Genomic DNA, 22,081 nt, shown 5'->3' with positions numbered 1-22,081 from the left:
GCCAGCGGACTCCCTGTCGTAGCGCCCTGCGCAGCACGCGGTGATGGTGGAGCCCAACTCGCCCTGCCGGACGACGTCAGCGTTCGAACGTACCTGATGGCGCACCAGGATCTGTGGGCTGCGACGATCGACGCGCCTGAGATCGTGGACGCCGCCCGCCGTCACGACCGACTGATCTCTCCCAATTCGAATTCCCGCAGCACCCGCTCGAGGCGCGTGCGCTGATCGTGATCTGCCGCGGCGGGGCCGCCGCTCTGGATTGGGCCTGATTTCGTGGAGAACCGAATCTGCCGGTATCGTCCCGCGATGGGCATCGGCGGTCGCAGGGCAGCAGATCGGCGCCGTCGGGCAGACCGGGCGCGCCACCGGCCCGCACCTCCACTACGAGGTGCGCCGTGACGGCCAGCCTATCGACCCTGGCGTCGGGTGAATTGGTGGTACTCCATCGCGAACAGGACGCGCGTGACTTCGTTCGTGGCTCTGCCTTCACGGTTGAATTGCGGGAAGACCTGGCGCAGCTCCACCTCGCACTGCCCGAGATGCCAGAGCGGAGCGGTGACGCAGCGCAGGCAGACGGCGCGCTGTTCGTCGGTGCGCGAGAGATCCCCGCAGAAGGACTCCGGCGTGGGGGGCGTGGGCGTGGGGGCCGGCGCGCCGCCACATTCCGGCGGCGGGCTGGCGAAGCGGCTGCACCAGGCCGGGTCGCCGGCGGTGCTGACGTACGGCTTTGCCGGCAGCGCCTCGCCCTTCCAGTTCGCCAGGTAGCCGCCGCACGATTCGCGGGCGAGCACCGCCAGCAGATCGTCCTTCGGGTAGCAGCGGGCGTAGTCGGCCAGCACCTCCGCTTGGGCGCAGAGGTACGAGCCGTCGGCGCACGCTTGCTTCTTCAGCCGGGCGCACGCGTCGTCGGGCGCCAGCGCCGGCGCACAGCGGGCTTTCGCCGCCGCGACCACCGGCGGGAAGCCGGCGCTGCCGGGGTGCTGGATCGCCGGGCAGAGGCTGTAGCAGTAGCCGCCGGGCCGGCAGTCGAACAGGCGCGACTCGGGAAAGCGGCGCTGCCAGCGGCTCACCAGCTCCGAGAGCCGCCGATCGGTGGCGCGGGTCGGCTGGCGCTCCGCCACGATCTCCTGTTCCCAGGCCGCTCGGACCTGGCAGATGTCCTCGAGCAACTCGCGCTGTTCCTCGTAAGCGGCACGAACGAGTGTCGCCCCTCCGACCATCAACAGGAGTGTTGCGAGGACTGCAGAGATCCGGCCTTGCCGCGTCATGGCGCCCCGTCGGATTACGACGCGATCGATAACCGTGCGGACTGGCCGCGCCGCACCCTGCCGCGGCTCCGAGCTGACACAGGCTCCAAAGACATCAGACACCTGCGTCGCACGACGGGCTCGATGCTGGCGGTTCGCCGTGCCGTCAACGACGGAGCGCACGTTCCCACACCCATTCGTCGATAATCAGCGGCCGTCCCGTCTCTTCCCGCCGCTTCAGGGCTTCCGCCCAGTGCACGCCGTGGGTACCGAACTTGTACAGCGGGCTGCGGTTCGCGCCGACGACGATGATGTCGGTGTTGGGACCGACGCGGTCGGTGATCTCGCCGCGCCCGCCCGCCTGTCGCGTGGCGCGCAGCACCTCTTCCTGGGTGCCGAACTCGAACTTTCCGGTGATCGCGACCTGTTTGCCGGACAGGGAGAGACCCGAAGGTTTGTCGAATTCTTCCGGGCGTAGGGCTTTCCCCCCGACTCTGCTCCTGTCCCCGTCCGGAGATGTCGGAGACTTGCTCTTCTGCTTCGGCATGATGCGTCTCCTCTCTGGTTCCGATCAGCCACCGCTCCGGATGGTCTCCAACATCCAGTCCAGAATCGCCAGGAACGCGGTCAGCCGCTCGTCATCGTGCAGCGCGGTGATCGGAAAGCTCGGCCGCTTGGCGAGGCGGTCGGCCGGAATCTCGATCGCGATCGCCCGCAGTCGATCCGCCAGTTCCCGGCGACGGGCTTCGTCGGCAAACGGGCCGCCCCCATCGACCATGTGTTGGAACTGAATCTCGACGCGTCCGTACGTCCAGACGGCGAGCAGGAGGTGCCGACCGCCGAGGTAGGGGACACTGAGATAGAAGGACCCATCGGTCTTCCCCTGGCCCCACCAGATCCGGAGCTGCCGCGCCGATGCCCAGTCGAGAATCGTCCGCGCAACCCGTGCCTCGTCGGCGATGCCGCGCGTGGCGAGGGCGGCGAAGAATGAGTCCGCATCCCACTGCCACTTCTCGCCGGCTGACGGAGACTTGCGCTGCCTCGCCTCCGCGGTGATCCCGTAGACCCGCGGGATCAGGGTCTTCACGCCCTCGCCGACATACTGTTTGATCTCAACGGCAAGGACCTCGGCCGGATCCATCTGGTTGTTGAGGAACTCGATGACTCTCCTGAGCTCGGTCGGGATCTCGTCGCCGACGAACACGAGACGCACGCGGCCGGCCTGCAGGTTGGTCTTCACGGACTGCCAGAAGCTGTCCCGATCACCATCGATCCCGATGAGGTCCGCCATCGACTGGTCGAGTGAGGCCACATCCCCGGCATAGCGAGCCTCGAGCCGCGAGCGGATCGACTCCACCGGCCAGTACGCGACGGCGTTGGCCGCATAGTCGAGCATCTGGCCGACGACCTCGCGCCGGATGCGGGTGTCCGTGCTGCGCTTCACCTCGACGATGGTGGGGATGCCGTCCTGGTCGAGGAAGAGGTGGTCGGCGGACCAGCGACCGCCCCCGCCGTCCTGATCGGGAACGCCGAGCTCTCGGGATACCAACAGCCATCGCCGCGGTGCCGCCGCGTCGATCTGGTCCCCGGCCAGCAGGTGTGGGTACCTGGACAGCAGCTCCTGCAGCAGGTCCTCGGAGTCGTACTGCCGTTCCCGCATTTCGACGAGCTGCTCATCGCCGGCGATGAGGAAGATCCCGCCTCCATTCTTCACGTGCTTCCCCCCTGTGCCCTGGCACAACGCCGCGCCGGTCACCGCCCTCGCGGCGCGGCATCTGGCATCGCGACTACGTTACCGTGTCGCCGGGAGGCAAGGCCCCCGGCCTTCCGTGCGCCCGGAGCGCCCTCGCTGGCTCCCATCTGCGGCGCCGCAGTTGTGGATGGGCATCGATCTCGGCCGCGACAGGGATGCGAGGCGACAACGCCGCCGCCGCCGGAGGATCTACGCACTCCTCTTCGCTCGCCCAGCCCGGCGCCGCTCCTTCTTCACGAACCCGTCCGCCGCCGCACGCCCCACGGGGGTCGAGCGCCGGATCTCGTTCGCGATCCAGCCGCCGAGCTTGAGGATGAGCTGGAACTCGCCGGGCGAGTAATCCCACCGATAGGTGTTGCAGAGCCGATGCGCCGCCAGAAAGTTGTCCGCCCGATGTCGTCCGCCGCCGCTGTGCGCGAGCACGTGGTCGGCGTGCCAGGCGCCATCCACCGTGCCGCCGCACACGTGACAACGGCCGGCCGTCTTGGCGAGCACGTCACGGCGTTGACGAGGTGTCAACGCGCCTCTGCGCCGCCCCTCTTCTCGCGCCCGCACGTGGCGCCGTTTGCGCCCGCGCTTGAGCTTGATCAGGCGGGCCGTGATTTGCTTCGCGCTCGAGGTCCGTTCGCTCATGCCGTCCTTCGTCGCACACCAGGTCGTCGTCGCGCCACACCGCGTCTCACGCCCTCGCCCCGTCGAATTCAGCGCGCGGTCCATGACCGCCGTTAACCCTGGTTTGCAGTTGTCGCCCCGCTCGCGATCGACTATCTACGTCGGCTCCGAATCGCGCAGACATTCACCGCAGTGGGGGACCGTGGGACAGCAACGCCCGGAGCGTCGTCGGGGTAACGGGAGAGTCTCGCCGTGAGCGTGGCGGCGCAGGCGCCGCCGCGCGTCGGCATGCTCGCCACCGTGCGCAATCGGCGCGGGCTGGTCACCGCCGTCGAGCCGAGCGGCGGCGGGCGCGACGAGACCGTCCACCTCGTCTCGGTCGAGTACATCGACGCCGACGGCGCGCCCGAGGATCAGCTCCTCTGGGAGACCGAGCAGCAGCTCGGTGCGACCATCCTCGAGCCGTCGGCGCTTCCCGCCATCGCCTCCGACGCGCCGATGGCGCCGGCCGAGCTGGACGCCCTGGTGCGGGCGACGCGCTGGTCGGCGCTGACGCCCTACGTCGATCCCGACGGCTCCGACGGTCCGCTCGACCGCTTCCCGCTCGCCTCGCCGCTGCACGGCGCCATCCAGGTCGAGGATTTCCAGCTCGTCCCGCTGCTGAAGGCGATGCGCATGCCGCGCGTGGCGCTGCTGCTCGCCGACGACGTCGGCCTCGGCAAGACGATCGAGGCCGGCCTGATCCTCACCGAGCTGATCCTGCGCCGCCGCGTCCGCCGCATCCTGATCGTCTGCCCCGCCTCGCTGCGCACCCAGTGGCGCCAGGAGATGCGGGAGAAGTTCGCCCTCGACTTCGAGGTCGTCGATCGCCCGGCGACGCACGCGCTGCAACGCCGCCTCGGACTCGACGCCAACCCGTGGCGCACCTTCCCGCGCGCCATCACCAGCTTCGACTACCTGAAGCAGGACGACGTCTTCGAGAGCTTCCACGCAGCCAGTCAGGCCATCAAGGCGTCTCCACACCTGGCCTGGGACCTCCTGGTGGTGGACGAGGCGCACAACCTCTCGCCGTCCTCGCTCGGCGACGACAGCGACGCGTCGAAGATGCTGCGCCGCATCGCGCCCTGGTTCGAGCACCGCCTCTTCCTCACCGCGACGCCGCACAACGGACACACCCGCAGCTTCACCGGCCTGCTCGAGTGCCTCGACCCGGTCCGCTTCACCCGCAAGAGCGAGGCGCTCACCGACTCGGAGAAGGTGCGCGTCGAGCAGGTGGTGGTGCGCCGCCTGAAGCGCGAGATCAACGAGCGGACGAACCCGCCGCGCTTCGGCGAGCGCGACCTCGTTGCCGTGCCGCTCGTGCTCAGCCCCGAGGAGCAGGCCCTCGGCGCGGCGTTCGACAGTTTCCGCAAGCGCGTCCGCGGTCTCGTCGCCAGGGGAAAGCGCAGGGAGGAGCTGGCCGGCGCCTTCGCCGTCGAGGTGCTCGGCAAGCGTCTGCTTTCGTGCCCCGTCGCGTTCGCCGATTCGTGGCAGCGCTACCGGATCGGCGTCGAGGAGGCCGACGGCGCCGACGAGACAGCCCTCGCCGCCGTCGATGCCGCGCGCCGGCAGCTCCTCGACGAGACGCCCGACGACCGCGAGGTCGAGGGCCGCACCGGCCACGCCGCCCACGTCGTCGGCGCCTGGCTGCGCCCGCTCGCCGCCGAGCTCGCCGCCGAGATGCGCGCCCTCGACGCGGCCCTCGAGGCGCTCGGGCTGGCGGATGCCGCCTCGACGCCGCGCCGCGACGCTCGCTTCGACACGCTCGTGACCTGGATCGACACCCACCTGCGCGCCGGCCGCAAGGGCTTCGTCGCCGACGAGCGCCTGGTGATCTTCACCGAGTACAAGACGACGCTGGACTATCTCGAGCGCCGCCTGCGCGAGCGCTACCCCGACGCCGGCGCGGTGCGGGTGCTGTTCGGCGGCATGGACGACCGCGAGCGCGACGCGATCAAGACGGCGTTCAATGATCCGGCCGACCCGGTGCGCATCCTGATCGCCACCGACGCCGCCTCGGAAGGTCTCAACCTCCAAGAGACGGCGCGCTTCCTCTTCCACTACGACATCCCCTGGAATCCCGCCCGCCTCGAACAGCGCAACGGCCGCCTCGACCGCCACGGCCAGGCGCGCGACGTCACCGTGCACCATTTCACCAGCAACGAGGACGCCGACCTCCGCTTCCTCGCCAAGGTGGCGCAGAAGGTGAACACGATCCGCGAGGACCTGGGCTCGACCGGCGACGTCTTCGACCGCGCCGTCGAGCGCCGCCTGATCGAGGGCGCCGACGCCGACGCGGTTCTCGACGAGCTCGAGATCACCGTCGAGCGCGCCCGCGATCGCGCCGCCCTGCCGCGCACTCGCGAGATCGAGATGGGCGACGCCGAGCTGCGCAAGCTCGCCGCCCTCGCCGAGGAGATCGACCTCGACCCCGAGGCGCTGACCAGCACGCTGGACGTCGCGCTCGGCCTGGGAGCCGGCGGATCGCGCCTGCACGGCCCCGACGACCACGGCCGCTTCCAGCTCGTGCTGCCCGTGCCGGTGGCCTGGCAGGAGCTGGTCGATGACACGCTGCGGCTCCCGGCCAACGGCAGCCTCGGCGCGCTGCGCGGCCTCTGCTTCGATTCGCGTCGCCTGATGCGCGAGGTCGGGCCGCGCCAGGTCTTCCACCCGCGCCGCGATACGGTGCTGATGCACCTCGGACACCCGGTGTACCGGCGCGCCCTCAACACCTTCGCCCGCTCTCGCTTCCCGGGAGCGTCCGTCCACGGTCGCGCCACCCGCTGGGGCGTTCGCCAGGGTGCGGTGCCGGAGGGCGCCGATGCGCTGCTGCTGCTCACCCTGGAGGAGCTGGCGGTGAACGAGCTGCGGGAGACGTTCCACCACTGGGTGCGGACCGTGGCCGTTCCGATCCGCAGGGGCGAGCTTGCCGACGCCCTGCCGCACGCGCCCGCGCGCGCGCTGCGCGCGGCGCACACGGCGACGCCGACGCCGAAGCAGGTCGCCGCCGCCCGCGAGCTGTGGGAGGAGATCGATCGCGACGTGCGCGATCTCGTCCGCGCCGAGGCCGCCGCGTTGTCGCGACGCCTCGCCGCCGCGCTCGAGCGCGACCGCAAGGCGGCCGACGCCGCGGAGCGCGAGCGCTTCCAGCAGCGCCAGGGCGAGGTCTCGGTGCTGATCGAGCGCAGCACCGTGCAGCGCCTGCAGCGCGAGATCGACGAGCTGAAGGCGGAGCGCCAGCAGGGCGTGCTGTTCGATCGCGACTCGCGGCTGCGCGAGCTCGAGCAGTCGGTCGAGGAGCGCGAGGCCGAGGTGCGGCGGCGCCGACAGCACTACGAGGAGCTGCGCGAGCAGCTCCAGATCGAGCGCGACCGGGTGCTGAACGGCATCATCCCGAGGCGGTTCGCGCTGCGCGGCGGCGCGCAGGTGTTCCCGGTGGCGATCGAGATCCGCCTGGCGCGAGGAACGAGGAACGAGGAATGAGGAACGAGCAGCCCACCTCCGGACTCGCTCCTCGTTCCTCGATCCTCGATCCTCTCAGCGCCTGGGAGAGCGTCAGGACCGCGGGCCTGCTGCTCTCGCCGTCGCGCCTGACTGACGTCTTCCCGCCGCATCTCGAGCCGCTGCCCTGGAAGACGGTCGAGCGGCTGCGCCGCGCCATCGCTTCCCTCGACGGCGCGGGACCGCCGCCGGCGCTGCTCGACGTGGTGCTCGAGGAGGTGCTCGGCCTCGGCCGTCCGCTCGAGCCAGAGACGGGCCACTGGCTGAAGGGCGGCGCCCTCGGCAGCGAGTGGACGCACCGCGCCCTCAGCGGCGAGGCGGTCAGACCGCAGCGCGTCTGGCAGGGGACCAACGGCGCCGAGCTGCCGCTCTTCGTCGATCGCGAGCGCCGCCTCGGCATCGGCCGCGGTCGCCGCATGCCGGCGCGCGTCGTCGAGTGGCTGCGCGCCGGCGAGCGCTCGCTGGCGCTGCTGACCAACGGCTGGCAGTGGCGGCTGATCCACGCCTCGCTCGACGCCGACGCCTTCGCCGAGTGGGACGTCGGCCTCTGGTTCGAAGAGGGCGAGCCCGGCGCGCAGGTGACGGCGCTGCGCGCGTTGCTCGACCGCGAACGCCTGACGCCGCCGGTGGAGAACATGCCGGCGCCGCTGCTCGCCGCCATCGCCGCCTCGCGCAAGGGGCAGGGCGAGCTCTCGGCGGCGCTCGGCGAGCGCGTCCGCCAGGCGGTCGAACTGCTCATCCAGCGCGTCTTCCGCGATGCGGAGCTGCCCAACGGCCTCGCCGCCGACGAGGCGACGCGCAAGCAGATCTACCGTGCCGCCACTCGCGTGGTGATGCGCATGGTCGTCGTCCTCTTCGCCGAGGCGCGCGACGACCTGCTGCCGCGCGGCAACCCGGTCTACCATCTCTCCTACGGTCTGCAGGGCCTGCGCGAGGCGCTGCAGCAGGCCGGCGCCGGCACCCGCGACGGCCTCGCCCGTCTGGCGCACCGTCACGCCGCCTGGCCGCGCGTGCTGGCGCTGTTCCGCCTGATCTACGACGGATCGCCGCACAAGGACCTCACCCTGATCCGCTACGGCGGCGGCCTGTTCGAGCCCGGCGAACCCGCGTCGGATGATCCGCTGCGCCGCGCCCTCGCCGCCCTCGAGGATCCCGCCCGCGGCCCCCACGACGCCGACGTCTACCGCATGCTCGACCTGCTCTGCGTCACCGAGATGCGCCTCCGCCAGGGCGCGGGCTGGAAGCGCGTCAACGTGCCGGTCGATTTCTCCGACCTGTCGTCGGAGTACATCGGCATCCTCTACGAGGGCCTGCTCGACTACGAGCTGCGCCGCGCTGCGGCCAACGACCCGATCGTCTTCCTCGCTCTGGGCGACCAGCCGGCCCTCCCGCTCTCCCGCCTGGAGGGAATGAGCGACAAGGCCCTCGGCGAGCTGGTCGAGAAGCTGAAGGCCAAGGCCGAGCCGCCTGCCGACGAGGAGGCGGACGACGAAGATGACGGCGAAGCCGATGCCGATGTCGAAGGCGACGACGATACCGCCGCCGAGGAGGTCGAGGAGGCGGCCGACGAGACCGCCGACGAGCCCGACGATGCCCGCCAGGCCGCCGACGAGCGGGCGCAGACATGGGCGCGGCGAGCCGTCGAGGCCGGCAAGCTCGTCCGCAAGCCGAAGTCCAAGAATAAGGAAACGCTCGAGCACCACGCCGCCGTCGTCGCGGCGACGGCCCGGTCGCTGATCGCCCGCATCGTGCTCCCCGGCGAGTGGTTCCTCGTCCGTTGGGGCGGCACGCGCAAGGGCGCGGGGACGTTCTACACCCGCCCGGGCCTCGCCGTGCCGACGGTGCAGCGCACCCTGCGGCCGCTCGCCTTCGACCCGCCGGCCGGCGCCGACGGCAGGCCCGACCAGTCAGCCCCGGCGGCCGAGTGGACGCCGTGCAGACCCGAGGAGATCCTCGCCCTGAAGGTCTGCGACCCGGCAATGGGCTCGGCGTCGTTCCTGGTCGCCAGCCTGCGCTTCCTCACCGACGCGCTTTACCAGAGCCTGCACCACCACGGCCGCATCGCGGCGCAGGGCGAGCACACCCTCGTCACGCTCGCCGAGGGCCGGCCCTCGACCGGCAGCCTCGGCGAGGAGACGCTGCCCTGCCGGCCCGATACCGAGGACTTCGAGCCGCGCCTGCGCGCCGTCCTCAAGCGCTACGTCGTCGAGCGCTGCCTGTACGGGGTGGATCTCGACCCGCTCGCCGTCGAGCTCGGACGACTGGCGCTATGGATCGAGACCCTCGACCGCGATCTGCCGTTCGAATTCCTCGACCACAAGCTCAAGGTCGGCAACGCCCTGGTCGGCTGCTGGTTCGACCGCTTCCGCGACTACCCGGTGCTGGCCTGGAACCGCGAGGGCGGCGACAAGACGCACGCCAACGGCGTCCACTTCGCGAAGGAGGGGTGGACCAGGGCGATCAAGGCGATGCGCGACGGCGTCGTCAAGCGCGAGCTGGTCGAGTTGATCAGCCGGCAGCTCACGTTCGACGATCACGTCGCCGGCCGGACTCCGGAAGCGCTGCACGACGAGGCCGCCGCGGCCCTCGAAACCATGCACGCGATGGGCGTCGCCGACGGCGACCGGCGCTCCGAGGTCTACCGCGAGCACCTCGGCAGTCGTTCGCCGCTCCAGGCCCTGCGCGCCGCCTTCGACGCGTGGTGCGCCCTGTGGTTCTGGCCCGCCGACCGCCTCGACCTGGCGCCGACGCCGCGCCGCCTCCACGCCCTCTCGGACGAGCAGCGCGCCGTCGTCGCCGAGCTGTGGCGCGAGCTGCGCTTCTTCCACTGGGAGCTGGAGTTCCCCGACGTCTTCTGCCGCGAGCGCGAGATGCAGTCGGATGCGGGTGCGCCGCCGCACGCCGGCTTCGACGCCATCGTTGGCAACCCGCCGTGGGAGACCCTGCAGCCCAATTCGAAGGAGTTCTTCTCCAACCGCGACCCGCTCTATCGAACCTACGGTAAGCAGGAGGCGCTGCGCACCCAGACGGCGATGTTCGAGGCGGCTCGCACGGATGAGCGCGACTGGCTGGCTTACAACGCTGGTTTCAAAGCGTACGCGAACTGGAACAAGTGCGCCGGATCGCCATTTGGCGACGGATCGGACGACGGCGAGTCCTTCAGCTTCGGTCCAGACAGCAAAGCTCTACACGTGCGATGGGCAGGTGTGCGCGGCGGTCGTCGCAGCTACGCCGACCCGCGCCACGCCTTCCGCCACCAGGGAGATGGTAAGCCCTACACCTACAAGATGTTCCTCGAGCAGGCCCACGCATTGATGTGCCCGGGCGGGCATGTCGGGATGATCGTCCCATCCGGCCTGTACACCGACAAGGGCTCGACCGAGCTGCGCCGCCTCTTCCTCGAGCAGTGCCGCTGGCAGTGGCTGTTCGGCTTCGAGAACCGGCTGAAGATCTTCGACATCGACAGCCGCTTCAAGTTCTGCCCCGTGATCGTCCGCAAGGGCGGCGCCACCGAGGCCATCCGCGCCGCTTTCATGCGCCACGAGCTCGCCGACTGGGCCGAGGCCGAGCGCCACGTCATCCCCTACGGCCGCGAGCAGGTGGCGCGCTTCAGCCCCCGCACCCGCGCCATCCTCGAGATCCGCCAGAAGCGCGACCTCGAGGTGCTGGAGAAGATCTACGCCAACTCCGTCCTGCTCGGCGACGACAGCGAGAACGGCTGGGGCATCGAGTACGCTCAGGGCGACTTCAACATGACCAGCGACTCCAAGCTCTTCCCACCCCGCCCCTGGTGGGAGGAGCGCGGCTACGTCCCCGACGAATACGGCCGCTGGATCAAGTTCAAGGGCCGCCCAAATCCCAAGCAGACCACTCCCGCCATCGGCTGGATCCGCCTCCGCGACGGCAGCGGGGCGGTGGACGAATCCGATATCGAGGACATCGCCCTCCCGCTCTACGAAGGCCGCATGATCGGCCAGTTCGACTTCAGCCAGAAAGGATGGGTCAGCGGGAAGGGACGAAAGGCCGTCTGGGAAGAGTTTCCCTGGAGCCACAAGCGGCTGCAGCCGCAGTACCTCATGTCGGCCGCCGACTACCGCCAGAGCAAGGTGGAATCAGGGCTGCGCCTCGACTGGGCGGTGAAGCTGGCGTTCATGGACATCACCTCGGCGACGAATGCGCGCACCATGATTGCCAGCACGATTCCCGACCTGCCGTGCGGAAACTCCGCTCCTCTGCTTCGGGGATGCCAGCAGCCGGCAGCCCTCGCTGCGATACTCGACTCGGTGACCTACGACTTCGTGGCCAGAGCGCGATGTGGAGGGCTTCACCTCAACTACTTTGTCATCGAGGAGACGCCGCTGCCCCATCCAGCCAGCGTAGTCGATTCGATCGCATTGACGGCCGGCGCACTTTCCACAGCAGACGTGTGCTTTGCACCTACATGGATGGCTGCAGGTGCCACCTTCGGCAACGCTCTCAGGCGAAGCGGCTGGCCGATACACTGGGCGCTCACCGAGCACGAGCGCAGCCGCAGGTGGTGCATCGTCGATGCGCTCGCCGCCTTCTGCTTCGGCTTGAGTTTCGACGACCTCTCATGGCTCCTTCGCGATTGCGATCTCCCTGCAGGCTTCGAGTTCAAGGCTCTCGATCCGAAAGGGTTCTGGCGAACCGACAAGAGCAGCGATCCGGAGATTCGGCGAACAGTGCTGACTCTGGTTGCCTTCCGAGATTTGGACAACACGCTCGCTGCATGCGCGGGCGACCGCGACCGCGCCATCGCCGCATTCTGCGGCACGCTCGATCCGGCGCTCGTTCCCGACCTGCCGTTCCTCGACCCGGCCTCCGGCTGGCAGCTCCCCGAGACGCTGCGCCTCGCCGACTACGGCCTCGGCCACGACCAGCGGGCGAAGGAGCCGCAGCCCGTCCGCGCCCGCCTCGGCGAGCGCTTCCTCCCCTGGCAGCTCGAGCAGTCACCCGAGGAGTCGTGGAAGGACTGCGAGATCCACGCCCGCAACATCCTCGGCGAGGCCGGCTTCGCCACGCTGCAGGCGGAGCTGCGCGGGGAAGCGCCCGAGGTCGCCGCCGAGGATCAGCCGACAGCGGCTGTCGCCGAGCAGCCGGCACAATATGGCTTGTTCGGCCCCGGTTCTGCGGGCGGGCGCGGCCGGTCAAGCAACAGGAGAGGCGAACGGTGACCGGCGTGGTCGCCGGGACCTGCCGTTCGCACCGAAGCGAGGTGCTTGGGCGTGACGGTATCCGGCCCCGTCCATGTTGGAGGATCGTATGAGCGAACACCTGGGAGAGCGGATCATCGCGGCCGTCGCACAGTGCCCATTCGAGTACGGAACGGAAGAGGGTATGCCCGTCAATCTGTTCTGCACGCTGCGGCCCCTCCTGCTCATGGATGACGGCTCGACGGCTGACGAGCAGGACTTTCCCAATCGCGGTCTCGTCTGGTGGTTGGTTCGATCGCCTCTGCGTGCCCTCGCTCAGCCTGGTCGATTGTTCACCGGCATCCTCGAAGAGGCGCGCAAGTTCGACCGGGACAACCCTTTCAACGACTACTACCAGGTGAACGTCAACAGCGCAGAGCCGGCACGGCGGGATGACCTGCTCGAGATCCTCACCGTCAGCGACGACGCGATCGGCAGCGTCCGCGAGCTTCTCGACATGAACGCCAACCTGCGCCTCGACCATCCGCCCACTTCCGAGGTGCTCGTGCGTTGGCGCGAACGGCTTCACGGGCCGCTGCGCGCCAACGCCTTCCCGCTGGAGCATGCAGTCCACCAGTACGCCATCAGGTTCGACAATCCAGCGGCGGACCACACCGTCCTGGAGATTCCATCGGCTGCACTGGATGCGTTGGTGCCGGCCGGGGAGCGGAAGTTCTCGCTCGCTCTCTGTGGCGACGCGCAACCACCAGAACGCACGCGCCAACCCATTCACTGCACCTACGAGGTAATCCTGGGCAATCGCTTCAAGACGCTGGCGCTCGACGGAACGCGCATCTCCCTGGCCTCCAACGCCGACCTCCTGCGTTCCGCGTCCAGAAAGCTTCTGATTCGCAAGAAGAAGCAGCAGCTCAATCAGTTGCTGTCGGAGCTCGAGGGCGCGATCGCATCCAGCGGCGAGGCGGTGACCGAGGAGGAGCATGCGGCGTTGCGCTCGGTGGGTTCGGTGCTCAAGCGCGACGAGGCCCTCGCTGCGGAGCTGTCGGAGGCCCTGTTGTCATCCGGACTGATCCAGGACCGCATCGACAAGGGAATCCAGGCGCGGGCGGAGCAGCACATCGAAGAACGGGCGGCGAGCCTGCAGGCAGAGGTGGCAGCCAAGATCGGCCGGGTGCGCGAGGAGCTGCACCAACTCGAATCTCAACGAACGGCGCTGGAGCAGAGCCTGGTTGCCGGCAGGCAGCGGGTCGATCGCGAGATCGAGGAGCACCGCGCATCGCGGCTGGCGGACCTCGACCGCCGCCGGGAAGAGTTGATAGCGCAGGAGCGGAAGCTCGAGGAGCAGCGGCAGGTCATCCGCCAGCACCTCGAGGCGGTGACGACGCGTTTCACCGACGCGCGTGACGAGGTGTTGAACCAGTTCCTGGAGCTGGTTCCGCTCCTGACGCAGGCCGGCATCGTCGGGATGTCGGGGGGATCGGCTGCGGAGGGGAACGCGGCGCCGAAGTCGCGCGCCGACCTCAGGCCGCGGGTCCCCTTCGAGTTACCGGCTCACGTCGATGGGGAGGCGGGCGAGGATGTGAGCGAGGAGGCGTTCTTCTCGCGCTTCCTAGCCCATGTCGAGGCAGCCGGGTTCGCGTACCGGAAGCTCGACCTGGTCAGCTTCCACGTCAGCGTGAAGTGCTCGGACCTCACCATTCTCGGCGGCGTCTCCGGCACCGGCAAATCGACCCTCCCCAGGCTCTACGCCGAAGCGCTCGGCGGAGCGGGCGCGGGTGCTCGCGAGCGCTACCTGGCGGTCGGCGTCAGCCCATCCTGGCTCGACATGCGCGATCTCCTCGGGCACGTGAACACCCTCGATCGCGTCTTCCACCCGGCCGAGACCGGCCTCTACCAGCAGATGATCGTCGCTGCCGAAGAGCTGCGCCGGCGCGGGACGGCCAGCGGCCTCTACATCACCTGCCTCGACGAGATGAACCTGTCGCACGTCGAGCACTACTTCAGCGGCTTCCTGCAGGCGTTCGAGCGGCCCGATGGATCTCGCACCGTCCCCGTGTTTGCGGCCCAGAACGTCGACGAGGACGACCCGTTCAGTCGTTGGCCCACGATCGAGATTCCGCGTTCCGCTCGCTTCGTCGGTACCGTCAACTTCGACGAGACAACCAAGCAGCTCAGCCTGCGGGTGCTCGATCGCGCCAATCTCATCCAGCTCCGCCCGGGCCGACTGCCCGATCTGAACCTCGAGAGCGCCTCCGACCGCCGCGCCGGGGCCGCGGCCGGGCCGCCGGTCACGCTGCGCGTGTACCAGTCGTGGGTCGGGCGGGGGACGCTCGACACCGGCCTCGGGGCGATCATCGACGGGCTGCGTGAGCCGTTGCATGCGTTGGGGTGTCCCCTTGGGCCGAGGCGATACCGGGCGATCACGCAGTTCGTCACCAGCGCGAAGGGCCTGTGCGAGCCGGGCGTCGCCCTGGACCTGCAGATCAGCCAACGCATCCTGCCGCAGGTCCGCGGCCTCTTCCGCCGCGAGGCACACGAGGCGTTGGACGACGTTGCGCAGATCCTCGATCGACAGAGCGTCGACTTCCCGGAGTCGCAGCGCTACCTGGAGCAGCTCCGTCGCGAGGATTCGTCCGGGTCACTGCTGATGGGGGAGTGACGCCGCGATCATGCCAAGCGACCCGATCTTCAGCCTGACGCGCAACGACCGGCCACTCGCCAGCGTCGCGCTCGACGCGGTGGCGCCGGCCGAGGCCGGCGCGCCGGTCAGCGAACTGCAGTACTGCGGCGCCCAGGTCTCGCCGCGGGAGGCGGACATCGAGTACTCCCTCTTGATCGGCGACATCGAGCCGGATCTCAGGGGGAGCGGCGGAGCGGTCAGCGACCCGGCCCTCGGCAGAGTCTTCGGGCCCAACGTCCTCTGGGAGAACGCAGCTTACTTCGAGAGCAGCCGAGGCCTCGTCGTGGTGTCGGTGCGGAGTCGCGCCCTGCAGTCGAGCGAGTCCTGGCGCCTGCGGGCGCGCATCCGGGTGGTCGTGGTGCCCAGCAAGGTCGGCGAGGCGCGCTACCTCGGGATGTTCGAGCAGCTGCGTGCCCTGGCTGCGGGTCTGCTTTTCGACCTCCTCTCGAAGATGGCGCGGGACGTGCATTACGCCCCCGTTGTCGGCAGCCGGGCGTCGCATCGCTCGAGCCAGCTCGAGCTGAACGCGTTGGCGCAGACCTGGCGGGTCATCGCCCGCGGCCTGTACGAGATCGAGCGCGACCCGGTGCTGCGCCTCATCCGGACCGCGCGAACCAGGCCGAGTTGGGGGGCGCAGACCGTTCGGCCGAACGCCATCTGCAGGCTGGCGGCCGCCGGCATCGACGTCCGCAGTCCGCACACCCCGCGCCCCGTGCCCGTTCTGCAGGCCGTACTGGAGGAGAGCGCCGACACCACCGAGCATCGCATCCTAGCCGGGTTCATGGCACTGCTGGCACGCCGGGCCCTCGACTGTGGGCGCAACGCCGCAGCCCAGATCTCGCGACTCGAGGAGCAGCGCGCCCATCGCGACGTCAGGATCGACCCCGGTCCGACCCTCTACGAGCTGTACGATCGGCCGCGGATCGAGAAGCTGAGAGACGCCGTGCGGTCGGCGGATGAGCTCCTCGGCGGACTCCGCCGCGCCGCCAGACTCTCGTTTCTGCGCGACATACGACCGGCGTTCGGGCCGCCGCGGACGCCCGTCTTCGACCACGTCGCGCCGTATCATCGGATTCGCAGCGCCATGCACGACTATCTCCGCTCGTCGGTTGCCATCCTCGACGACGGCGACAGCGAACGGATCAAGTCGACCGGTCGGCTCTACGAGCACTGGGTGTTCTTCCAACTCGTCGCCGCCTTCCGGAGCGCCGGCCTGTCCTGCGAGGACCTTGGAGGCCTGTTGCGGCGTCTCGGGAGCGAGCGCTTCACGCTCGACCTGGACGAGCGAGCCCAGGTGGTCATGCGATCGTCAGGCGGGCGACGGGTGATCGTCCGGTACGAGCCGTGGATCCTACCTCGGGAAGCGGCGCGACAGGCGCAGCAGGCCGTCTGCCGCGGCAAGGCGGGGAGCACAGCCTGGCGTCCCGACATCCTCATCGAGTTTCGCTCGACGGATTCCATCGACTATGCGGTGGTCGTGGACGCCAAGTATTCCCGCGAGATTCGCGACGAGCACTGGGCGGCCACCACCAAATACGCGGAGATCCGCGCCGTCGACGGGGGGCAGCAGGTCGTGCGCCAGGTGTGGTTGGCCTACCCGAACGCGGGCGGCATCGCCTGCCGCGATCCGGCGGTCACATGGACGGAGCACGGCCCCGATCGCCCCCAACAGGAGTCGATCCTCGGCACCATCGCGCTGCGACCGCCGGAATTCGATCCGGACATCGATGCGCCGATCGTCGACATCGAGCCGGAGCAGACGGCGCGCATCTTCGCCGCCGGACTGCTCCGGTATCTCGGATACATCGATCACTGAGTCGTGCAGATCTCCCACCCCTTCCAACGCCGCTACAGAGGACCTGGCGCACGATGCTGGGGAGCCGAGTGCTGGTCGCTCCAACCCGCGGCGTCAGTCCGCGCCGAGTCCGAGAAAGCGCGCGAGCCCTTCGTCGATGGCGGCGAGCTCGGGTGGCGCGATGCGACCGAAGCGGCGGTGAATGCGCCGCTTGTCGATCGAGCGGACCTGGTCGATGAGCGCGTAGGAAGACTTCCGCAGACCGCTGGCGCCGGCCGCGAGAGCGGGATACAGCGCCCCGGCCCCTGCGGTGCCCGTGACCGGCACCACGGCGATCATCGGAAAGCGCTGGTCGGCGTTGACGACCGGATCGCTGACGGCGATGCACGGGCGGGTGCCGCGCTGTTCGTGCCCGACGATGGGGTCGAGCTCGACGAGCACCACCGTCCCGCGTTCGAGCGTCACTGCGGCTCCTCGACCCAGCCCCTCCCTTCGACCCAACGCACCGGTGTGCCCGCCGCCGGATCGACGAGATCCTCATCGCCCGCCGGAAGACGTGCCGCCCAGTCCGACAAGCCCACATCCGCCAGCTGCCGGGTTTCCAGGTGCGGCGCGCGCAGCGAGCGCGCCAGTCCTTCGCGGCGGCGTCGGTCGAGCTCCCGAGCGACGGCCTCGGCGACGAATCGACTGCGGTTTGGGCCCTGCCGGTCGATGCTTTCCACCATGTCCTTGGGCAGCGTCACGGTCACCTGCTCGGTTGCCATCGGTCCTCCGGCGTCTCCGGAGAGTACGAGTTACTCCGGCGCCCGGCAAGCCGTGACGACGATCAGCGGGCCCAACCTCGGGAACCCCCGGCAGTGAGCTCCGCGCACCCCATCCAGCGCCGTTACCTGGCCGAGGACCTCGTCCGCCTCCGGCGCTCCGACGAGCAGCGGCGGTACGTCGCCTCGCAGCGCGCCGGGCGGATCGACCCGAATCCGCATCAGATCGATGCGGTGGTGTTCGCGCTGTCGCGGCTGCCGGAGGGCGGGTGCATCCTCGCCGACGAGGTGGGGCTGGGGAAGACGATCGAGGCGGGGCTGGTGATCGCGCAGCGGCTGGCGGAGGGGGCGCGGCGGGTGCTGCTGGTGACGCCGAAGCCGTTGCTCGGGCAGTGGAAGCAGGAGCTGTACGCGCTCTTCGGCATCGAGGCCCGCGAGGGCGGCGCGCACCCGGGAGGGTTCGAGGGCTCGGGCGTGTTCATCGTCGGGCGCGAGTTCGTCGGCACGGAGAAAGGCGAGGCGGCGCTGCGCGACGCAGAGCAGTTCGATCTCTGCGTCGTGGACGAGGCGCACGAAGTGTTTGCCAACATCTACCGCCGCTTCGACAGCTGGGGAGAGTATCGCGAGGACTCCGAGGAGGCGAAGACGGCGGGACGGCTGCGAGCCGTGCTGCGCGGGTGGGGGACGCCGGTGCTGCTGCTGACCGCGACGCCGATCCAGAACTCGCTGCCCGAGCTGTGGGGCCTGGTGCAGTACGTCGATCGCACCGGCACGCTGCTCGGCGATCTGCCGACCTTCCGCGAGCTGTTCTGCGCCGCCGACGATCGCGTCCTGGCGCCGGGACAGGAGCACGAGCTGCACGAGCGCATGCACAGCGTACTCAAGCGCACGCTGCGCCGGCAGGCGCAGGAGTTCATGGAACGCCCCTTCGTCGGTCGGCACGCCCAGCTCTTCGAGTACGAGATGAGCTCGGAGGAGCGGCGACTCTACGACGACGTGACGGCGTACCTGCTCGAGCCGAACATCTGCGCCTTCCGCGGCAACCAGCGCCGGTTGCTGCTGATCGGTTTCCACCGCCGCATGGCGTCGTCCACCCGGGCCCTGTCCGCAAGCCTGGTGCGCGTCGCCGAACGCCTGCGCCGCATGCTGGCCGACGGTCGAAGCGACGAGGGGCGCGACGCGGCGGCGTTCGCCGACGACCTCGAGGACGACGACGCCGAGGGCACGGACACCGACGAGGGCGCGGCGGCGACGGCGGAACAGATCCAGGCGGAACTGGCGCGCGTCGAGGGGTTCATCGCCCAGGCGAAGGCGCTGCCGAGCGACGGCAAGGCACAAGCGTTGATCCAGGCGGTCGGACTGGTGCTGCGCCGCGCCGCCGAGGGCCACGGCAGCGGCAAGGTGGTGATCTTCACCGAGTCGCTGACGACGCAGGACTACCTGCGCGAGCTGCTGCTGGGCAGCGGCCTGGTGTCCGACGAGGAGATCACGCTCTTTCGCGGCACCAACGACTCGGCCCGCGCGGCGCAGGCGCTGGCGCGCTGGCAGGAGGAAGTGGGGCGCGAGATCCCGGCCTACAACCGGCCGAGCCGCGACGTGGCGGTGCGGCTGGCGCTGGTGCACGAGCTCAAGACCCGCTCCCGCGTCTTCGTCTCCACGGAGGCCGGCGCCAAGGGGCTGAACCTCCAGTTCTGCTCGACCCTGATCAACTACGACCTGCCGTGGAACCCGCAGCGCATCGAGCAGCGCATCGGCCGCTGCCATCGCTACGGCCAGACGCACGACGTGACGGTGATCAACTTCATCGCCAGGGACAACGAGGCGCAGCGCCTCACCTTCGACATCCTGAGCCAGAAGCTGGAGCTGTTCGGCACCGTGCTCGGCGCCAGCGACGAGATCCTGCACGCCTCGCAGGGCGACGCGCCGGAGACCCTGGTCGGCGCGCTCGGCGCCGAGCTCGAGTCGCGCCTGCGCCGCATCTACGAGCGCGCCCGCACGCTGGAGGAGATCGAGTCCGAGCTGCGCGGCCTGCGTGACACGCTCGACAGCCGGCGGCACGAGTTCGAGGACGCCTACCGGCGCACCGCCGACGTCATCAAGAGCCGACTCGACGAATCCGTGCAGCAGGTGTTCCGCCGCATCCGCGACGAGCTGCCGCGGGAGTTGCGCGCGCTCGATCGCGAGCTGGAGGGCGTCGTGACCCGCTACCTCCAGGCGACCGGCGCCGCCTTCGAGCGCCAGGAGCTCGACGGCGCCGTGGTCCTGCGCATCGCTCCGTGCGCGGCGCTGCCGGAGGAGCTGCGCGAGGGACTGACCGTCACGGTGGGGCGCAGCGCCGAGACGGCCGAGGCGCAGCCGCTCCATCTCGGGCACCCCCTCGTGACCGCGGCGCTGGACGAGGCGCGGCAGGCGACCGCGCGGCCCTTTCGCGTCCGGGCGCGCGTGGGAGCGGACGCCGACGGCCTGCTGCCGCTGCGCGGTCGCGCCGCCCGGCTGGCGCTCACCAGGATTCGCCATGAAGGCTTCGAAACCAGCGATCGGCTGATTCCGGTGGTGCTGCTGGAAGGCGAGTCGGAGCCGCTGGCGCCCGGTCTCGCCGCGCAGTTGCTCGCGTGCCCGATGGAGGACGACGGCTCGGCGGCTCCGGTGCGCATCTCCGACGAGGACATGGCGGATGCACTCGAGCTGCTGCTCTTCGCCGGCGGCGCGACCGGTGCCGATGGCAACGAACGGCAGTTCGAGCGCTCGATGACGCAGATCGACCGCAACGTCGCCGACCGCCTCCTGATCCGACGGCGGCGCCGCGAGCGGCTCGACCGACAGGTCGCGAGCGCCGAGGCCGAGCGCAACCGCGCCATCGGCGCGCCGGAGCGCACGGCGGCCGAGGAGCGCCTGGCGACGGTGCGCGCGGAGCTCCAAAAGGTCGAGGAAGAGATCGCCCGCCTCGAGCGTCGGGATGACGACACCTACCAGCAGTTCCGCGAGCGCGCAGAGGCGCGGCGGTACGCGCCGCCGCAGATCGAGCGCCTGCTCGCGGCGGAGCTGAGGATCGAATGAGCCCATCGAGGCGGGAGGATGACGACGTGGCACTGAAGCTCGTCCACACCGCGGACTGGCACCTCGGGCGCCGCTTCCCGAACTTTCCGGAGGCGGACAGAATGACGCTGAGCCGTGCCCGGCTCGACGTGATCGACCGCATCCTCGCGGTCGCCGATCGGGAGAACGCGCACGCCGTGCTCTGCGCCGGCGACCTGTTCGACGAGCCCGACCCGGGCCGCGACTGGTGGGGGCCGCTGCTCGACAAGCTGCGCAGGCACGGCGGGACGCGGCCGATCTTCCTGCTGCCCGGGAACCACGATCCGCTCATGCCGGCGTCGGTGTACGCCGCCGATCACTCGTTCCGCCGCGGCCTGCCGGACAACGTGCACGTCGTGGACGGCGATCCCTTCGAATACCAACTGACCCCCGACGCCGTGCTCTACGGTGCACCCTGCCGCTCGCAGTCCGGCTCGCGCGACCTGGCGCTGTCCCTGCCCGGACGCGAACCGGGCGACGAGCGCATTCGGATCGGCCTGGTGCACGGCAGCACCTTCGACATGGAAGGCCATCAGGCGAACTTCCCCATCGCCCGCGACGCGGTAATCCAGCGCGGGCTGGATTACCTCGCCATCGGCGACACCCACAGCTTCCGCGAAGTGCCCGAAGGCGCGCAGCCGCGCACCGTGTACCCGAGCGCGCCGGAGGCGACCTCGTTCGGCGAACCCGACGCCGGGTACGTCGCCGTCCTGTTCGTCACGCGGCAGCGCCGCACCATCCTGCAGAAGGAGCGCGTCGCACACTGGACGTGGGAGGAGGCGACCTGCCGCAGCATCGCCGAGTTGCGCCGGTTGCGCGACGACGGCATCGATCGGCGCCGCCACGTGCTGCGGCTCACCATCGAGATGACGGTCCCGGCCGCCGAGTACGAGGAAGCGGAGGCGATTCTGCGCGAGCTGAAGGGCACCGACGCGATCCACGGGCGGGTCGGCATCCTGGTGGAGCAACGCGCGAAGCTGAAGCTCGACACGCATGGCATCGACGCCGCCTTTCCGGTTCTGCCGGATGTGCTGCGGGCGACGGTCGATCGGTTGAAGGCAAAGGAGGCCGCGGGCGGCGACGAGGCGGAGATCGCCCGCGAAGCCCTCATGCATCTCTACCGCGCCGTGCGGCAGGCGGAGCGCGCATGCGGCTGATCCGCGTCGCCGTCGATGCCTTCCAGTGCATCGCGCACGCCGAGGTCGAGCTCGCCGCCGGCCTCAACGTGCTCTACGGGCCGAACGATCTCGGCAAGTCGAGCCTGGCCGCCGCGATCCGCAATGTCCTGCTGCTGCCGCACGGCTCCGCGGCGGCCAAGGACCTCGCGTCCTGGCACGCCGGCGACGCGCCGCGGGTGGCGCTGACCTTCAGCACCGACGCGCACGAGATCTGGCGCGTGACCAAGCGCTTCGGGTCGGACGGCTCGTCGCTCCTCGAGTTCTCGAAG

The 22,081-nt window shown here is 70.0% G+C and carries 12 protein-coding genes and 1 pseudogene; 7 read left to right on the top strand and 6 right to left on the bottom strand.

The genetic code is table 11. The features are described 5' to 3' along the window. Nucleotides 1-322 precede the first annotated feature (322 nt). A pseudogene (locus KF840_02725) lies at nucleotides 323-430 on the top strand (M23 family metallopeptidase). Here the strand turns inward: KF840_02725 and KF840_02720 are convergent. From KF840_02720 to KF840_02705, 4 genes are all read right to left on the bottom strand, one after another. Next, nucleotides 408-1,220 (bottom strand): hypothetical protein, encoded by an 813-nt coding sequence (locus KF840_02720; protein ID MBX3023802.1) that lies wholly within the window; start codon nucleotides 1,218-1,220, stop codon nucleotides 408-410. The pseudogene KF840_02725 and the gene KF840_02720 overlap by 23 nt on opposite strands. Nucleotides 1,221-1,413: 193 nt before the next feature. After that, nucleotides 1,414-1,794 (bottom strand): hypothetical protein, encoded by a 381-nt coding sequence (locus tag KF840_02715; protein MBX3023801.1) that lies wholly within the window; start codon nucleotides 1,792-1,794, stop codon nucleotides 1,414-1,416. A 24-nt stretch (nucleotides 1,795-1,818) separates the two neighbouring features. After that, a complete protein-coding gene (locus KF840_02710; protein MBX3023800.1) occupies nucleotides 1,819-2,907 on the bottom strand; it encodes a hypothetical protein in 1,089 nt (362 codons plus the stop codon). A 282-nt stretch (nucleotides 2,908-3,189) separates the two neighbouring features. Further along, the gene (locus KF840_02705; GenBank protein ID MBX3023799.1) at nucleotides 3,190-3,633 is read right to left on the bottom strand and encodes an HNH endonuclease; all 444 of its coding nucleotides are present in this window, start codon (nucleotides 3,631-3,633) and stop codon (nucleotides 3,190-3,192) included. Nucleotides 3,634-3,900: 267 nt separating this feature from the next. Here KF840_02705 and drmD point away from each other — a divergent pair, with 267 nt between their 5' ends. From drmD to KF840_02685, 4 genes are all read left to right on the top strand, one after another. Next, entirely contained in the window at nucleotides 3,901-7,134 is a 3,234-nt protein-coding gene (drmD, locus tag KF840_02700; protein ID MBX3023798.1) for a DISARM system SNF2-like helicase DrmD, read from the top strand. Next, the gene (locus KF840_02695) at nucleotides 7,131-12,347 is read left to right on the top strand and encodes a hypothetical protein (protein MBX3023797.1); all 5,217 of its coding nucleotides are present in this window, start codon (nucleotides 7,131-7,133) and stop codon (nucleotides 12,345-12,347) included. Before drmD ends, KF840_02695 begins: the two co-directional genes overlap by 4 nt. 88 nt (nucleotides 12,348-12,435) lie before the next feature. Continuing rightward, nucleotides 12,436-14,982, top strand: a complete 2,547-nt coding sequence (locus tag KF840_02690) for a hypothetical protein (protein MBX3023796.1) — start codon at nucleotides 12,436-12,438, stop codon at nucleotides 14,980-14,982. 10 nt (nucleotides 14,983-14,992) lie between these two features. Beyond that, nucleotides 14,993-16,819 carry a hypothetical protein gene (locus KF840_02685; protein MBX3023795.1) on the top strand — a complete coding sequence of 609 codons (1,827 nt, stop codon included), beginning with the start codon at nucleotides 14,993-14,995 and terminating at the stop codon, nucleotides 16,817-16,819. Nucleotides 16,820-16,912: 93 nt separating this feature from the next. Here the strand turns inward: KF840_02685 and KF840_02680 are convergent, their stop codons facing one another. Both KF840_02680 and KF840_02675 read right to left on the bottom strand, forming a co-directional pair. Beyond that, nucleotides 16,913-17,239: a type II toxin-antitoxin system PemK/MazF family toxin gene (locus KF840_02680; GenBank protein ID MBX3023794.1), complete on the bottom strand. Its 327-nt coding sequence runs from the start codon at nucleotides 17,237-17,239 to the stop codon at nucleotides 16,913-16,915. A 20-nt stretch (nucleotides 17,240-17,259) separates the two neighbouring features. Beyond that, nucleotides 17,260-17,562, bottom strand: a complete 303-nt coding sequence (locus KF840_02675) for a hypothetical protein (GenBank protein ID MBX3023793.1) — start codon at nucleotides 17,560-17,562, stop codon at nucleotides 17,260-17,262. A gap of 93 nt (nucleotides 17,563-17,655) precedes the next feature. Between KF840_02675 and KF840_02670 the strand changes: the two genes are divergently transcribed. Further along, the gene (locus tag KF840_02670; GenBank protein ID MBX3023792.1) at nucleotides 17,656-20,616 is read left to right on the top strand and encodes a hypothetical protein; all 2,961 of its coding nucleotides are present in this window, start codon (nucleotides 17,656-17,658) and stop codon (nucleotides 20,614-20,616) included. A 26-nt stretch (nucleotides 20,617-20,642) separates the two neighbouring features. Further along, nucleotides 20,643-21,791: a DNA repair exonuclease gene (locus KF840_02665; protein MBX3023791.1), complete on the top strand. Its 1,149-nt coding sequence runs from the start codon at nucleotides 20,643-20,645 to the stop codon at nucleotides 21,789-21,791. Nucleotides 21,792-22,081: the final 290 nt, after the last annotated feature.

The organism is bacterium, assembly GCA_019637795.1.
Classification (GTDB): Bacteria; Desulfobacterota; Binatia; order HRBIN30; family CADEER01; genus JAHBUY01.
Note: the sequence above shows the minus strand (reverse complement) of the source record. Positions and strands in the feature narration are given on the sequence as shown.

Coding starts and splice junctions, on each gene's coding strand:
- KF840_02720 (MBX3023802.1), bottom strand. CDS start 1,220: ATGGTCGGAGGGGCGACACTCGTTCGTGCCGCTTACGAGGAACAGCGC.
- KF840_02690 (MBX3023796.1), top strand. CDS start 12,436: ATGAGCGAACACCTGGGAGAGCGGATCATCGCGGCCGTCGCACAGTGC.
- KF840_02710 (MBX3023800.1), bottom strand. CDS start 2,907: ATGCGGGAACGGCAGTACGACTCCGAGGACCTGCTGCAGGAGCTGCTG.
- KF840_02685 (MBX3023795.1), top strand. CDS start 14,993: ATGCCAAGCGACCCGATCTTCAGCCTGACGCGCAACGACCGGCCACTC.
- KF840_02695 (MBX3023797.1), top strand. CDS start 7,131: ATGAGGAACGAGCAGCCCACCTCCGGACTCGCTCCTCGTTCCTCGATC.
- KF840_02675 (MBX3023793.1), bottom strand. CDS start 17,562: ATGGCAACCGAGCAGGTGACCGTGACGCTGCCCAAGGACATGGTGGAA.
- KF840_02715 (MBX3023801.1), bottom strand. CDS start 1,794: ATGCCGAAGCAGAAGAGCAAGTCTCCGACATCTCCGGACGGGGACAGG.
- drmD (MBX3023798.1), top strand. CDS start 3,901: ATGCTCGCCACCGTGCGCAATCGGCGCGGGCTGGTCACCGCCGTCGAG.
- KF840_02705 (MBX3023799.1), bottom strand. CDS start 3,633: ATGAGCGAACGGACCTCGAGCGCGAAGCAAATCACGGCCCGCCTGATC.